The 16077-nt window shown below is 37.4% G+C and carries 12 protein-coding genes; 10 read left to right on the top strand and 2 right to left on the bottom strand.

Features of this window, described 5'->3' with window-relative positions; all coding sequences use genetic code 11:
* The first annotated feature begins 81 nt into the window (after positions 1-81).
* The 6 genes from HMPREF3031_RS10495 to HMPREF3031_RS10475 all read left to right on the top strand — a co-directional run bounded on the left by HMPREF3031_RS10495 (position 82) and on the right by HMPREF3031_RS10475 (position 4659).
* Complete coding sequence (locus HMPREF3031_RS10495) at positions 82-294, top strand: hypothetical protein (protein WP_002480049.1); 213 nt, start codon at positions 82-84, stop codon at positions 292-294.
* Positions 275-589, top strand: a complete 315-nt coding sequence (locus HMPREF3031_RS13715; protein WP_306806853.1) for a DUF4411 family protein — start codon at positions 275-277, stop codon at positions 587-589. Before HMPREF3031_RS10495 ends, HMPREF3031_RS13715 begins: the two co-directional genes overlap by 20 nt.
* A gap of 53 nt (positions 590-642) precedes the next feature.
* Positions 643-783, top strand: coding sequence for a DUF4411 family protein (locus HMPREF3031_RS13710; RefSeq protein ID WP_002480048.1), 141 nt, complete (start codon positions 643-645; stop codon positions 781-783).
* A 321-nt stretch (positions 784-1104) separates the two neighbouring features.
* Positions 1105-2223, top strand: a complete 1119-nt coding sequence (ald, locus tag HMPREF3031_RS10485; RefSeq protein ID WP_002480047.1) for an alanine dehydrogenase — start codon at positions 1105-1107, stop codon at positions 2221-2223.
* A gap of 42 nt (positions 2224-2265) precedes the next feature.
* Complete coding sequence (gene tdcB / locus HMPREF3031_RS10480) at positions 2266-3306, top strand: bifunctional threonine ammonia-lyase/L-serine ammonia-lyase TdcB (RefSeq protein ID WP_002480046.1); 1041 nt, start codon at positions 2266-2268, stop codon at positions 3304-3306.
* A 30-nt stretch (positions 3307-3336) separates the two neighbouring features.
* Positions 3337-4659 (top strand): APC family permease, encoded by a 1323-nt coding sequence (locus tag HMPREF3031_RS10475; protein ID WP_002480045.1) that lies wholly within the window; start codon positions 3337-3339, stop codon positions 4657-4659.
* A gap of 128 nt (positions 4660-4787) precedes the next feature.
* Here the strand turns inward: HMPREF3031_RS10475 and HMPREF3031_RS10470 are convergent, their stop codons facing one another.
* Positions 4788-6326 (bottom strand): hypothetical protein, encoded by a 1539-nt coding sequence (locus tag HMPREF3031_RS10470; RefSeq protein ID WP_002480044.1) that lies wholly within the window; start codon positions 6324-6326, stop codon positions 4788-4790.
* A 251-nt stretch (positions 6327-6577) separates the two neighbouring features.
* Between HMPREF3031_RS10470 and HMPREF3031_RS10465 the strand changes: the two genes are divergently transcribed.
* Both HMPREF3031_RS10465 and HMPREF3031_RS10460 read left to right on the top strand, forming a co-directional pair.
* A complete protein-coding gene (locus tag HMPREF3031_RS10465; RefSeq protein WP_051035989.1) occupies positions 6578-8512 on the top strand; it encodes a catalase in 1935 nt (644 codons plus the stop codon).
* Between the two features lie 195 nt (positions 8513-8707).
* Positions 8708-10015, top strand: a complete 1308-nt coding sequence (locus HMPREF3031_RS10460; RefSeq protein WP_002480042.1) for an anaerobic C4-dicarboxylate transporter family protein — start codon at positions 8708-8710, stop codon at positions 10013-10015.
* A gap of 62 nt (positions 10016-10077) precedes the next feature.
* Here the strand turns inward: HMPREF3031_RS10460 and HMPREF3031_RS10455 are convergent, their stop codons facing one another.
* Positions 10078-11106, bottom strand: coding sequence for a DNA-3-methyladenine glycosylase family protein (locus tag HMPREF3031_RS10455; RefSeq protein WP_002480041.1), 1029 nt, complete (start codon positions 11104-11106; stop codon positions 10078-10080).
* 237 nt (positions 11107-11343) lie between these two features.
* Between HMPREF3031_RS10455 and HMPREF3031_RS10450 the strand changes: the two genes are divergently transcribed.
* Both HMPREF3031_RS10450 and HMPREF3031_RS10445 read left to right on the top strand, forming a co-directional pair.
* On the top strand, positions 11344-12603 hold the full coding sequence (locus HMPREF3031_RS10450) for a putative glycoside hydrolase (RefSeq protein ID WP_372510746.1): 1260 nt from the start codon (positions 11344-11346) through the stop codon (positions 12601-12603).
* Positions 12604-13001: 398 nt separating this feature from the next.
* Positions 13002-16077 (top strand): YSIRK-type signal peptide-containing protein (locus HMPREF3031_RS10445; RefSeq protein ID WP_142351322.1); only part of this gene is annotated, 3076 nt, incomplete at its 3' end.

The following is a 16077-nucleotide window of genomic DNA, read 5'->3' as shown; positions in this document are numbered from 1 at the left end:
TGATTTTTGCACACTAAACGTTAACTTCATTTAAAAAAGACGTGATATAAATAATTAAATCTAATAGAGGAGGCAACGCTTATGGTTAAACGTGTTTCAATAAATACAAAAGTTTTGAACGCCTATATCAATGAATCTAGCGTCCCTCTCTCTGCAATTCAAAAGAAAGTTGAAAAGATAGAAAACATCATGCGCGGAGAGGTACAACCAACTTTTAACCAACTCGTTACAATTGCAAAAACAATTCACGTTCCAGCAGGTTTATTAGTGCTAAATAAAAAAATATATTCTTGACTCCAATATTTATATTAACTTTTATGACCGCTATTATAAGTATGGTTATTTTCCAAGATTTTGGAAAAATTCACCTTCAATCCTAAATAAACAAGTGATTATTCCTAATATTGTTTTAAAAGAAAACTATCAAGATCCTTGGTTTAAAAAGTGGCTAACTAACAATTATAGTTGTGAAACTTTTAATCATAGTGATTACTTTGACGAGTGGCAATTCATTTTAACGCATATACAAGAGAGTGACTTTTATAAAAATGACGCAATTTCTGGAATGGAAAAGGGTGGAGAGATGTAAGTATTGCCGACCCTTGGTTAATCGCAATCGCTAAAAGAGAAGGCTATACTATAATGACTAACGAAAATAGAAATGTTAACTTATCCACTTCTCAACCTAGTAAAGCACCAAAAATTCCAGATATATGTGATGACTTGAATATTGAATGTATCGATATGAATCAATTTTTTAAAGAAATTAGTTTGAGTATATAAATTACCTTGGCGAAAGCCAGGGTTTTTTTATGCCTGCATTAACACTCACTTCATGCTTCCCTCATAGTAAATTTTAAAATAATAGAATTATTTTACGATATAAAAGTGATTATACAAATTGTGACATTTTAGGTTTAACATTATAGATTATGTTTGTCACAAATGGTATGTAAGCGTTTACTATAAAAGGATGATAAATTACTAAAATATTCTGATTATGTTTAAAAATAGAATTATTTATAAAACGTCTAATAATTAGTTTGCCTTTATTGTATATAAGTGTTAAATTAAATGTGAAAATATTCACAAGGAGAGATGAACATGGAAATCGGTATCATTAAAGAACTTAAACCAGGTGAAGGACGTGTGGCTTGCACCCCAGAAAATGTGAAGAAACTTGTATTAGATGGGCACCGTGTCCTTGTTGAACATAATGCAGGTACAGGCTCTGGATTTGATGACGCACAATATGAGAAAGCAGGCGGCTTTATTGTGAATCATGAAGAAGCATGGCAAGCGGATTTGATTGTCAAAGTGAAAGAGCCGGATGCGAAAGAATTCCAATTCTTCAAACCAGGACAAGTCATCTGGGGCTTCCAACATTTAGCATCATCTAAAGAAACCGTAGAGGCAATGCAAGAAGCGGGTGTTACCGCAATCGGCGGCGAAACGATTGTGAAAGATGGACAAGCACCTTTACTTGCGCCGATGAGTGCCATCGCAGGACGACGTTCTATGTTGATGGGCGCATATTATTTAGAAAAGCAACATCAAGGTGAAGGTATATTGATTTCAGGAATTGATGCGATTGACGGTATTCCTTCTGGTAAAGTCGTTATCTTCGGCGGCGGATCAGCTGCGGTCAATGCGGCTACAATTGGCCTAGGCTTACAAGCATCAGTTTCAATTATCGAATTAAATGATGACCGTATCTCATGGCTTAAAGATCACTTCAAAGGTCAAGACGTTACAGTTATTAAATCTAATGAAGAAAACCTCGCAAAAGAAATTAAGACAGCGGATGTCTTTATTTCAACAATTCTTATCCCCGGTTCTAAACCACCAAAACTCGTTACACGTGACATGATTCAATCTATGAAAGAAGGTTCAGTCGTTGTAGATATTGCGATTGACCAAGGCGGTACAGTTGAAGGTATCCGTCCAACTACGATTGACAATCCAGTTTATGTTGAAGACGGTGTTGTCTTCTACGCAGTACCAAACCAACCCGGTGCTGTACCACGTACTTCTACTATGGCACTTGCTTTAGGTAATATCGAATACTTACAAGAAATCAGCAATAAAGGCATCGAACAAGCGATTAAAGATAATCCTGTACTTGCGACAGGTGTCAATATATATAAAGGTCATGTGACGAATGAAGGACTTGCACAATCTCATGACTTATCCTACGAGGAGTTAAACAAGTTAATGAATTAAGCGAAATAATTACCCTATATAAAGAGAAATGGAGAGAGCGAAATGACAGTAAACAGTACAGTAATGCAAACGGAGAAATATTGTAATATTCAAGACATTAAAGAAGCGAAAATGATGATTCGTGATTACGTGCGTAAAACACCGCTAATCCAATCCATGTTCTTAAGTAATGATATCACTGGCGGAGATGTTTATTTGAAATTAGAAAACATGCAGTTCACGGGTTCATTCAAATATCGTGGTGCCTTGAATAAAATTTTACATCTGACAGAAGAACAAAAAGAAAAAGGTATCATTACCGCATCAGCTGGGAACCATGCACAAGGACTTGCGCTGACCGGTAAGTTATTAGGTATCAAAGCGACTGTGATTATGCCAGAAGAAGCACCTATTGCTAAACAAGAAGCTACCAGAGGTTATGGTGCAGAAGTCATATTGAAAGGAGAGACATTCAATGATTCTCGCCTCTATATGGAACAGCTTGCGAAAGAAACGGGCAAAACGATTGTTCATCCTTACGATGACAATGAAGTAATGGCTGGACAAGGCACAATCGGACTTGAAATTTTAGACAGTATTTGGAACGTCAACACGGTGATTGTACCTGTTGGTGGTGGCGGTTTGATTTCAGGTGTTGCGACCGCATTAAAATCATTCAACCCGTCTATCCATGTCATTGGCGTACAAGCAGAGAATGTGCATGGTATGGCAGAATCTGTGAAACAAGGTAAGATTACGTCACAATTTACTGCACATACCATTGCGGACGGTACAGAAGTCGCAATTCCAGGTGAAAAAACGTATGAAGTCGCAGATAAATTAGTTGATGAATTTATCTTAGTGACTGAAGATGAAATTTCGAATGCGATGCGTCACTTAATGCAACGCGCAAAAATTATCACAGAAGGAGCCGGTGCGTTACCGACAGCAGCAATTCTAAGCGGTAAAATTGACCCGAAATGGTTGAAAAACAAAACAACAGTCGCACTCGTGTCTGGTGGAAACGTCGATTTAACACGCGTGTCACATATTATTGATACATTACTCGAACCTGCCGATACTAGTGAAGGTGTAGTAGGTTAACCGAAATAAGACAGAACGGAGGTAAACCTGATGAGTAGTGATAAAGCCTTAAAGAAAAATATAGGTTTCTTTGCTGCACTTTCTCTCGTTATGGGTTCGGTAATCGGTGCTGGCGTCTTCTTCAAAGTTTCCAGTGTCACTGAAGTGACCGGCTCAACGAGTATGGCAATGTTAGTTTGGTTCCTTGGAGGTCTCATTACCATTTGTGCAGGTTTAACAGGTGCTGAGTTAGCAGCTGCCATTCCTGAAACAGGTGGTCTGACAAAATATATCGAATATACGTATGGCAACTTCTGGGGATTCTTATCTGGATGGGCACAAGGGTTCATCTATTTTCCCGCAAACGTAGCCGCACTGGCGATTATATTCGGTACGCAAATTATCAACTTGTTTCATCTTAACATTATTTATTTAGTGCCTATCGCTGTTATGAGTGCGTTAACATTGTTGTTAATCAACTTATTAGGATCAAAGGCAGGCGGATTACTCCAATCTATTACGTTGGTAATTAAATTAATCCCAATTGCGATGATTGTATTATTCGGCTTCTTCCAAAGCAGCGAAGTATCATTCTCTTTATTCCCAGTGGTGAATGGTACAAGTTCTGGTTGGTTTGAAGCGATTGGAAGCGGCTTGCTTGCGACAATGTTCGCATACGACGGATGGATTCATGTCGGTAATATTGCCGGGGAAATGAAAAATCCTAAGAAAGATTTACCTGGCGCAATTGCTTTAGGTATTGGCTTGATTATGGTTGTGTATTTATTAATCAACGCAACGTTCTTAATGACCTTGCCGATTGAACATATCGTAGGTAACTTAAATGCCGCAAGTGATGCTTCATCTATTCTATTCGGCGCAAGCGGCGGCAAGATTATCACTATCGGTATTTTGATTTCTGTGTACGGTACCATGAACGGTTATACGATGACAGGCATGAGGATTCCTTATGCGATGGCACAAATCGATCAATTACCATTTAAACGCGCATTCTTAAGCTTAACGCCATCAGATACACCTTGGTTAGGCGGTGTCATTCAATTGGTTATCGCTACAATAATGATGTTGTTAGGTGCGTTTGATACGATTACGAACATGTTGATTTTCGTTATTTGGACATTCTATTGTATGGCTTTCCTAGCGGTCATACTTTTACGCAAACGAGAACCTGAATTACAACGACCTTACCGTGTGCCGTTGTACCCAGTGATTCCAATCATTGCCTTAGCGGCAGGTATATTCGTATTAATTAACACATTAATTACACAACCTGTACTGGCAATCATCGGGATTGTCGTGACCTTAGCAGGAATTCCAATTTATTATTATAAGAAAGCACAAGTAAAGTCATAAGTTAGTATTCTAAAATTCATTCACCCTCTATATTTATACCTTTCAAATTAAAGAAGGAAGTCTTTCGTGGTCAGCGTCATGAAGTGACTTCCTTTTTTTGTTTTAATATGAGTTTGTGTTAAAGAGTTCTATCGTGCAGTAGCATCGAGTTCTGCTTGGCTATGACCACGTAACTTCCATAGCGGTAAATAATATGCAAGCTTTTTCAAATGACGTTTGACTTCTAAATTGTTGAATCTGCGAACTTCAGGTTCTAGTGCTAGTTCCTCTATAATATGATCCAGTTGTGTTATGTCTGTGTGTTTTTTTAACGGTTGCAGAACGATAATGTCCATTAAAAATTCTTTCATGTCATCATCTTTAAAAAGCTTTAAAAAGAACTTGAGAGCGTTACGAATATTTTTATTTGTGTTTAATGTATCAAGTTCTCCAGCTGTTAACAGTGCTTCATAGCTAGTCGGAACGAAATAACTGATATCTTCAAAGTGTGCAAGGATATCTGGATATTCTTCTTCAATTAAAGGATGGATATAGTAATCGTTGTCACTGACTAAAATATCTTTTAAATGATCTGCTGCCATTGTTTTGATTTCTGTTTCACTTTTAGCTTCGTTGAAGAAGCGGTTGAATAAAGTGGTCGCAAATTGGTAAGGCACAACGCCATAAAGGTTTAATAACACCGCGAAAAATTCAAATTCAGGTGAAAGCTGTTCTTCTTGAGCAAGTAATCGCTCTAGCTTTGCTTCTAAATTTATCGCTTCGTCTTCATCTGTGGCAGTATAATGTGATGTATCCACTTCAGTTGTTTCTTTTACAGTTCCCTTTGTTGAATCTTGGTATAACACTTGGTCTTCAGGACGAACATAATCTAAAGGATTCATCTTATGTGTGTTAAAGAAATCCTTGATTTGTTTCATTGTATTTGCAGGGATAAAGTAAATTGTATTTAAGCGATCAGTATCAATCAGCCAGAAATCAGTATTTAAGTCTTCGGCTATGCTTTTTGGAATACTATTACGATTTTCTAATATGAAATAAGCAAGCAGCTGATAAGCTTCTTTTGAATACCCGACAATAAAATTGTCAGGCGACTCAAAAAACGCTTGTTCTACTAAATGAATGATATGCTTTTTCGGTCCTTTAGAAAATCCTTTGATTTTATGAGTACGACAAATCTCTTTTAATTGATTAACTGTAAAGTTTACATCTAAGAATTCTGAGAGTGTCATATTATCTTTTGCACGTCTGCCAGATTCCACCCAGTATTTAATACTATTTTGATCTTTGGCTGTTTGTGCTAACTCAGGGAATTTTGTTGGAGAACCATTTAAAATATAGTAATTGTAGTTGTTCAGAAATTCATTATCGATATAATTTAAGTTTTTTTGTATTGGCAATAAATAATGTGTTTGTGCTAAAAGCTGCATATGTTGCGCATCTTTTTCCTCAATAAAAGTCATATATTCAGACGTTTTTATTGAGCGTTCTATGATTTGACGTTCTTTTTGACTCATATGTTTAACAAATAGTTGATATAACATCGCTTCAACATTTTTGGTTTTAAATAAGTTATCATGAGATAACGTTGAAGCATCTTCATACTTCATTAATACTTCTATAATTTCTGAAAGCGAACCTTCAATACGTAAATGAGTTGGGAGTGACATAGCTTCCACCTTTTCTATTAATTATGCATAGTATCATTTTACTGAAAACAACCCAAGATGAACAGAACTGTTTGATTGTAAATTTTTATAAACTTTGTATTAAAATTATCTTCAAAAACAAAAAGTGTTTTGTTTAAAATGAAACGGGAAACTCATAATTAGGACTTAATATATAGGAGGTTATTTGTGTGGCTAAAAACAAAAAGCAAGAACAATTAGACCAATTCAGAAAAAGTCATGAAGGCGAGCCGATGACGACGAATAATGGAACAAAAGTCAGTGAAGATGAATTAACACTCACAGCAGGTGAAAGAGGACCGAGTTTATTAGAAGATTTCCATTTCCGTGAGAAAATTATGCATTTTGACCATGAACGAATTCCTGAACGTGTTGTTCACGCACGTGGTTTTGGTGCACATGGTGAATTCCAAGTTTATGAAGATTTATCTGAGTATACTTCAGCAGACTTCCTCACAAACCCTGACAAAGTGACACCTGTCTTTGTACGTATTTCAACGGTACAAGGTTCAAAAGGTTCACCAGATACAGTCAGAGACGTACGTGGCTTTGCGACGAAATTCTATACAGATGAAGGTATCTTTGACTTAGTCGGTAACGATATTCCTGTATTCTTTATTCAAGACGCAATCAAATTCCCGGATTTAATTCATGCAGTTAAACCTGAACCCGATACAGAAACACCACAAGGTGGTACAGCACACGATACATTCTGGGACTTCTTCGCAGAAAATCCAGAAACTTCACATACTGCAGTATGGGCAATGAGTGACCGTGGTATTCCTAAGAATATTAGACAAATTGAAGGCTTCGGTGTACATACGTACCGTTTAGTCAATGCACAAGGTGAAGCATTCTTCGTGAAATTCCATTGGAGACCAGTTCACGGATTAGAATCTCTTGTATGGGATGAAGCGCAAATCTTACAAGGTAAAGATATCGATTTCCACCGTAAAGATTTACATGAATCAATTGAAAAAGGTGACTATCCAGCTTGGGAACTTGGTTTACAAATCTTAAGAGAAGACCAAGAATTCGACTTTGATTTCGACTTATTAGATCCGACAAAAATTTGGCCAGAAGATGAAGTGCCAGTTAAAGTCGTTGGTAAAATGACATTGAACCGAAACGTAGATAATGTCTTTGATGAAATCGAACAAGTCGCATTCCACCCAGGTCATGTCGTACCAGGTATCGATTTCTCAAATGACCCATTACTACAAGGACGTCTATTCTCTTACACAGATACACAAATCTCACGTTTAGGCGGACCAAACTTCAACCAAATTCCAATCAACCGTCCTGTGAATAAAGTACGTAACAACCAACGTGATGCGATGCATCAAATGAACATTCATGAAGGTCAAACGTCTTATCATAAGAATGCTTTAGAAGGCAATTGCCCATTCACAAGTTCAAAAGCAGAAGGCGGTTATGTACACTATCCTGAAAAAGTAGAAGGACACAAAATCCGTAAACGCAGTGACAGTTTCAAAGATTACTATTCACAAGCGAAACTATATCTGAACAGTTTAACAAAACCTGAATTTGACCATACAGTGGATGGCTTCTCATTTGAAATCGGTAAATGTAAAAGCATGGATGTGCGTCAACGTGCAGTGAATCAATTAAATAAAATTGATCGTGAATTAGCTGAACGTGTCGCAGACAATGTGGGTGTACAAGTACCAGAAGAAAATGAAGAAGTAAAATCAGATAAGAAAGACAGTCAATTGACTATGGAAAAATATGACCGTCCATTACCAGGTCACTCAGTGGCAGTATTAGTGAACGGTGATATTGACGCAGAAACATTGAAAAATTATGCGAAAACATTCGCAGAGCATGGTTTAAACTATGCGTTTGTCGGCAAGCAACAAAAAGACTTATCTGATGATATCTCAATCAATGAAACGTATGATACAGCGCATGCGACATTATTCGACAGCTTAGTCATCTTGTCAGATGGCAATGGTTTAATTCCAGATGCTGAAGAGTTTGCGGCGTTATCTTATAAGCATAAGAAACCAATTATCTTTAATGAAGCGGCTTCTAAAGACTTACAAGATGGTAAAGTGAAATTAGATGCGCCTGGTATCTTTGTATCAGATGATCCACAAACAATTGTGAAAGCATTTGATCAAGTACGTTATTGGGATAGAGCATAGTATTCAATATTTAAAGCCTTGGCTACGTGCCAGGGCTTTTTTTCATACATATTTATAAGTTGTTATTTTAGAAAATTGTATTCACTAAACTTTCATATTTTAGTAATTTTGACTTACCAAATTGTGACGCAATCGTGATAAACTGGACTATGTTATCTTTTTCACAATATAGAGATACTAAAGTGAGGAGTTAAAATGTTTCTATTTATCACAGAAATTATTATCATGATTCTGGCCATACTGATGGGGTTACGGCTGGCAGGTGCACTGGGTTGCGGTATCTTCGCAATTGTGGCACAGCTGATCATGATTTTTATCTTTGGTCTGCCGCCAGGTTCAGCACCTGTTACAGCGGTATTGATTATTTTGTCCATTGGGATTGCGGGTGGAACCTTACAAGCTACAGGTGGTATTGATTACTTAGTTTACCTTGCTTCTAAAGTGATTGAGCGCTATCCGAAATCTATCATCTTTATCGCACCCATGATTGTCTTTATTTTTGTCTTCGGTATCGGGACAACAAATATTGCCTTATCACTAGAACCGATTATCGCTAAAACTGCGACACGTGCAGGGATTCAACCGAAACGTCCATTAACAGCATCTGTGTTAACGGCTAACTTAGCATTATTATGTAGTCCAGCAGCTTCTGCGACGGCTTATATTATTGCGACATTGGCAGTGACAGGTGTCACGATGGGCAAATACCTATCTATCGTTATGCCGACAGCGATTATTAGTATGTTAGCACTGAGTGTTTATTGTACAGTAGTCGGAAGACGTCGTAAGATGAATCCTAGCCAATTTGCGACAGATATTATGGAAGATATTGAAGCACAGCCGCTACAAACGAAATTTTCGCCTCGTGTGAAATTAGGTGTTTTGGTCTTTTTATTAGGGGTTGGGTTAATTTTAATGTTCGGTATTTTCTCAGATTTAGTACCGACATTTAAAGTCAATGGAGAAACAGTTAAACTTGAAACGACTGAAATTGTGCAGCTCTTTATGTATATGAGTGCCGCAATCAACTTAGTCTTAGTTAAATTAAATACGAGAGATATTTTGGATAGTCATATTACACAATCTGCGATTGGGGCATTATTCGCAGTACTTGGACCTGGTTGGCTTGGTGCGACGATTTTCACAGCCCCAGGCAATAAAAAAATTATGACAGAACAAATCGGCGGTGTGATTCAACAAGTGCCTTGGCTTGTGATTATATTAGTCTCACTCGTTACGATTGTGGTGATTTCACAATCAGCGACAGCATCTATTATGTTGCCGATTCTGATGAGTATGGGTGTGCCGCCGATGTACTTTATTGCGATGGCGCAAACTTTAAATGTTAACTTCGTCATTCCAGCACAACCAACATTATTATTTGCGGTGGATTTAGATGAAACGAAACAAACGAAACCAACCAGCTTTATATTACCTGGCTTCTTTGCGATTACAGTTTCTGTGATTGTCGGATTTAGTATTAAAGCATTGCTTGGTTATTAATTCATAAAAGAAACGTCCTCCAATTTGAGTATTTTTCAAAGTGGAGGACGTTTTTGTATCATTTATTTCCATAAATTCATAACCGCATAACTGCGCATTGGACGCCAAGCTTCAGCGAGAGCTAACCGGCCTTTTGAAGTTTCGGCTTCTTCTGAATCAGGATATAAAGCTTTCATAGCTTTGATGACCCCAATGTCAGATTCTAAGAAGGCATCGGGATATCCTAAAGCACGCATACCGATCGCATGTGCAGTCCAAGGGCCGATCCCTTTGATAGCTAATAAACGTTTCATTTCAACTTCAATTTGAGTCATGATTTCTGTATCTATCTGTTTATCTTTCCATATTGGGTAAGGTTTGAGCTGAATTTCTCCATTAACTAATGCACGAGCAATGGCTTCAATGGTTGAAGCACGTCTACCTGTAATACCAAGTGGTCCTAAAACATCGCTGATACCTTTACCGCCTTCTAGACTATTAGCTTTACCTGCCGCAATGAGTGTCTCTGCAGGTGGGAAGAAAGCAGATAAACCAGGTAAATCTAAGACAAAGGAAGTTCCTAAGGCATGAACTAAACGACCGGCTAGCGTCGTCGCAGCTTGTACCGTAATTTGTTGTCCTAATACTGTACGTACACTGACCTCAAAACCATCAAAGCCTCCTGGCATTCTGGTACTAGAATCCATCCATGAAGCCTTCAATACTTCTCTTGATGCTTGTGGAGGATAATCTAAATCGAAGAGATGACGTATTCGCGTAATGATTTGAGATAACACAGGATAATGGCTCGCACTGAATGTGAGTGCTAAAGCATTTTGTTCATCATCTTGTGTAACCGCAATCCAACCTTTAAATGTGTGTGATTCAGATCGAAGTAGTGCTGTACGGTAATACGTATCATCACATACAGACTCCACACCTGGAATTGACCGTCGATCTAAGAATTGAAGTAGTGTTTCAAATGCATAGGGTGGCTGGTAATAAAGGTAAAGGTGTAAGGTTTGACGATACCAACTGTCATCGACTTCTGTCAGATTATATTCTGGTAATTGATAATAGAAATGTGTGAGTGTAGTCAATTTTAGTCGCATTCTCATTCTCCTAAATAACGTATTATTCTTCTATACCCATATACACAAGTGAGTTAAAGGTGTGTTGTTTCATCAATAAATGCGTGATGAAATCAATTTTCGCTAGATTTTAAATAGAAACAGGAATTTCATTGCCAACTATCAACGATTTCGTTAAGCTAGAATAGTGATGATAGTTTATTATTTTTGTTCATGAAATGTATAAAATAATTATAACTGTTGATTTATGATGAAGGGATGACGATAAAATTGATGAAACGCGTGCTGACTATAGCTGCAGCGAGTACTTTGATCCTTACAGCATGCGGTAATAATGATTCAACTTCAAAGAATGACAACAAGTCCGCAGAACATCAACAATCAGAGAAGCATAACGATAATAAAAATAAAATTAAATACCCTAAAGAAGGGGTTAAAGGAATTTATGTGACACCTGGGACCCTTCAAGGTGAACGTTTTGATGAATTAATCAAAATGATTAACGATACAGATTTGAACGCTATGGTGATTGATGTTAAAGACGATACAGGTAATATTACCATGGACTTGAATTCAGATAATAAACTGATTCAAAAGAATACAACTGAAATGGTCAGCCTTAAAAAATTAATGAAGACGTTAGAGAAGAACAATGTCTATCCAATTGCCAGAGTTGTAACGTTTAAAGATGCACGTGCAGCGGAAGCTCATCCAGATTGGTCATTTAAAGAAAAGAATGGCGAAGTTTGGGAAAGTGATGGCGGTGATAAATTCTTAAATCCATTCAAAAAAGAAGTCAGAGATTATAATATTGATGTCGCAAAAGCAGCAGCAAAGGCTGGATTTAGAGAAGTACAATTTGACTATGTTCGCTTCCCAGAAGGCTTTGAAAATATGGACAAAGATTTAGTGTATTCTAATGGTAAATATAAAGGCGATGACATGGATAATACACAACAACGTGTCGATAGTATTACGCAGTTCCTAAAATCAGCGCGTAAAGAAATTCATCCTTTAGATGCGCAAATTTCTGCAGACGTCTTTGGTTACTCTGCGACAGTAGAAGAAGCACCGGGTATTGGTCAAAGTTTCCCTAAAATTGCGGAGAATGTAGATGTGATTTCTTCTATGATATATCCATCACATTGGAGCCCTGGTGACTTTGGGATTGAGCATCCTGACTTAGAACCTTATAACACAGTAGACAAGTACTTAGAGAAAGAATCAGATGTATTGAAGAAAGCAGACCATAAACCGAAAACACGTCCTTGGCTGCAAGATTTCACTGCAAGTTATTTAGGTGAAGGGAATTATAAGAGTTATGATGCAGAAGCGGTTTCTGATCAAATTCAAGCGTTACGTGATCACGGTATCAATGAATTCTTACTTTGGGATGCTTCAAATGAATATACTCAAGGTGTGAACTATTCACCGGAAAAGAGTGAAAAAGCTAAAGAAAAAGAAAATGAAGATAAGCAAGAGAAAGAAGATAAACAAGACAAAAAAGATCATCAATAAAATTAAAGAACTGGACTTTCTTTTAATGGAAGGTTCAGTTCTATTTATGCTAATTTAAGAAACTGATGATGAATATTTCTTATACATAAAATTAATAACTATGAGATGTGCGTAGAAAAGTCATATAGATTATTTCGAGATAGTATACACGAATTAAAGAGAAATTTTAAGAACATATTAATTTGTGATACAAAATATTGTCAAAAATTGAGGCTGAAAATGGATTAATTAGAAATTTGAGTGAAATTAGATGTGCAAACACGAACAAATTCACTAAAAATTAAGTTTTGCTATACTAAATGGTACAAAACTTTGCTATAATGAGTCGAATGTGAGAGAAAAACAAACATTTTGAAACATTATTATTTTATGTACAAAAGTACTAAACGGAGGACATCATGAAAAAATCAGGCAACAAGCGTTTAGACTTCTTACCGAATATTCATAATAAATATTCAATTCGTAAGTTTACAGTCGGTACAGCTTCTATTTTACTTGGAACTACTTTATTGTTCGGCGCAAGCCGTGACGCAGAAGCAGCAGAAACAGATGCACAACAAGCAGAGGAACCTGCCGAACACGGAGCAGATCAAGCAGCTCCAGCTGAGGCACCTGTTGTAAACCAAGAAACTCAAACGCAACAAACAACACCAGAAGTTTCAACAGCACAGCCAGCAAACGAATCAAATCAAGCAGCTGCAACATCAGAAGCAAAACCTTCCGATAATACAGCACAAGTAGCACCTACAAATAAAGAAAGTGTTCAAGCAGAAAAAGTAGAAAAAGCTGAGGCAACTTCACAAACTGAATCGACGCCTAAAGCTGACACAACGACAAAAGAAACAGCACCATCTAATGAAGTAAAAACTACAGAAACAGCACAAGTAAACACTGTTCCTGAAAGTACAGTAGATTACTCAAGCTTAAACGATGGCGCAAAAGCACCTGTTGAATTTGTAGAACAATATTTACACTCATCAGATAAAGAAGGATTAGTCCGTAATCTATTATCTGAAACATATAAGGCACAAGATGTAGAAGGCATCTTAAGTAAGTTAAATGTTGATTATAATGCAGTATCAGCAGAAGATTTATTCCAAGATATCCTACGTGCAGGCATTGAGTATGCCAATGAACAAACATCTAAATATACAGTGTATGCGGTGCGTGCAGCACTTGATTCTACAGATGATACAGTGAACGATCCAGATACGACATCAAACTTAGATATTCCAAAAAATGCTTCAACACCTGAAGCAATTGGTGCGCTGAAAGCTAGTGCTTCAATTGATCCAGATAGAGGAATCATCATTACAGGTTACGGTAAAACTTATATTGGTCAAAAAGATGCACACTATGAATTTATTGCTAAACCAGATAGAGCACACAATTTAATGAACTTTGAGGTTAAATACTTCACAGATCCAGTCGGTACTGGACCATATCATACATTTGATTTAGGTGGTTTTACTTTTGGAGAAGGTTTCCAATTACCAGCAAATCAAGCACCTATCATAGGTACGTGGGCAGTAGTAGGCACTACGGTACCATTAAATAACAAAGCTGAAATAAAATTTGGGACAATTAAACCTGGTTATCCAGCGGGTTACGCTTTAGAAGGCAGACCATCGATTAATAGTGACGTATTTGCAAAAAATGGATATGGCCAAATTAAATTTAGTTTGCTAGTAAAAAACTGGAACGGCGACTTAAGTATTAACGGTTATCTTATGATGTATCCAAGTGGGGGCAGTTACAACTCAACACCAAACCCATATTCAACACAAAACTATTTTAATAAAAATATGGAAGTTGTTTTAGATGGTAATATCGACTTTAACATCAAACAAAAAGTTCAAACAATTGAGACTTCTATACCTTATGGTACGACATATGTATTAACTAAAGATGTACCGCTTGGAGAGCAAGTTACACTCAAAAGAGGGATCAAAGGGGTAGAAGAAAAGACTCAAACAACTTGGATGTATAAAAATATTGAATTAGGTACTAATATCACAGGTACTCGAGTTGCAACTCCGCCTGTTGATGAAATAGTCGGATTAGGGGTTTTCGATCCGAATGCAAATCAAAATGCAACGGTTTTACCACCAATTTTAGATCCTAAATTGTCAGGTACAAATCAAGTAACAGGTGAAACTACACCAAATGCTAATGTAACTATTACAGTTGGTTTGACTCAATATCAAACAACTGCTGATGGCAACGGTAAGTTTACACAAACATTAAATGTACCGTTAAAAGAGGGAGAAGTTATTTCAGCGACTGCCACATTAAACGGTAAAACAAGTTTACCAGGTAAAACCATCGTTCCTAGAGATGGACGTACACCTGAACTTGCTTATTCTAGCTTGAAAACAGAACAAAATGGTCAACCAGGTACTTTAGTAACAATTACTAATAAAGCAACTGGTGAAAAACTTGGTGAATTCTTTGTTCCAGATGGTGCGAAAGGTGAAAAAGGCGACAAAGGTGACAAGGGGGACAAAGGAGCCAAAGGTGATAAAGGTCTTCAAGGTCTACCAGGATTAGATGGATTAGACGGTAGAGATGGTTTAGATGGTAGAAATGGTCAAGATGGAAAATCTGTATTTATTAGGACAGCAGTGCAAAATCCAAACGGGGATACAGTTATTACTTTTAGTGATGGAAGAGTAGTAACTATTCCAAAAGGTGATAAAGGTGAAAAAGGTGATCCAGGCACTAGTATAACTATAGACAAAATTAATACATTACCAGATGGTACTAAAGAAGTCATTTTCAGCGATGGAAAATCTATTATTCTTCCAAAAGGTGATAAGGGAGATAAAGGCGATAAAGGTGATTCATTAAGAGTAAATAGTTATACAATAACTCCTGAAGGAACCATTGTTAAGTTTAGTGATGGATTTGAAGCACTAATTCCATCTGGGCCAAAAGGTGATACGGGTGCCACAGGTGCAACTGGAGCAACAGGTGCGAAAGGTGAAGATGGCAAATCTATCACAATCACATCAACAGAACCGCAAGCGAACGGTGATATCAAAGTCAACTTCAGTGACGGTAAATCCATCGTAGTACCAAAAGGTGCAAAAGGCGATAAAGGAGAAGATGCTGCACCGTTAACAGTTGTTAACGAAACAAAAGACGCAAACGGTAACACAGTGGTGCATTTCAGCGATGGTAAAACCGCTACAATCTCTAAAGGCGATACTGGCGCAACAGGTGCTGCAGGTAAAGACGCGGCACCATTAACAGTGACTGGCGAAGCTAAAGATGGCCAAGGCAATACTGTTGTTAGCTTCAGTGATGGATCACATGTAACCATTTCTAAAGGAGATAAAGGTGACACTGGAGCCCAAGGAGCTAAGGGAGACAAAGGTGATACAGGAGCAACAGGTGCAACCGGAGCACAGGGTGCGAAAGGTGAAGATGGTAAATCAATCACAATCACATCAACAGAACCACAAGCGAATG

The sequence above is a fragment of the Staphylococcus sp. HMSC072B07 genome, from assembly GCF_001815505.1.
Lineage (GTDB): Bacteria > Bacillota > Bacilli > Staphylococcales > Staphylococcaceae > Staphylococcus > Staphylococcus simulans.
This window is presented reverse-complemented; position numbering and strand designations above follow the sequence as displayed.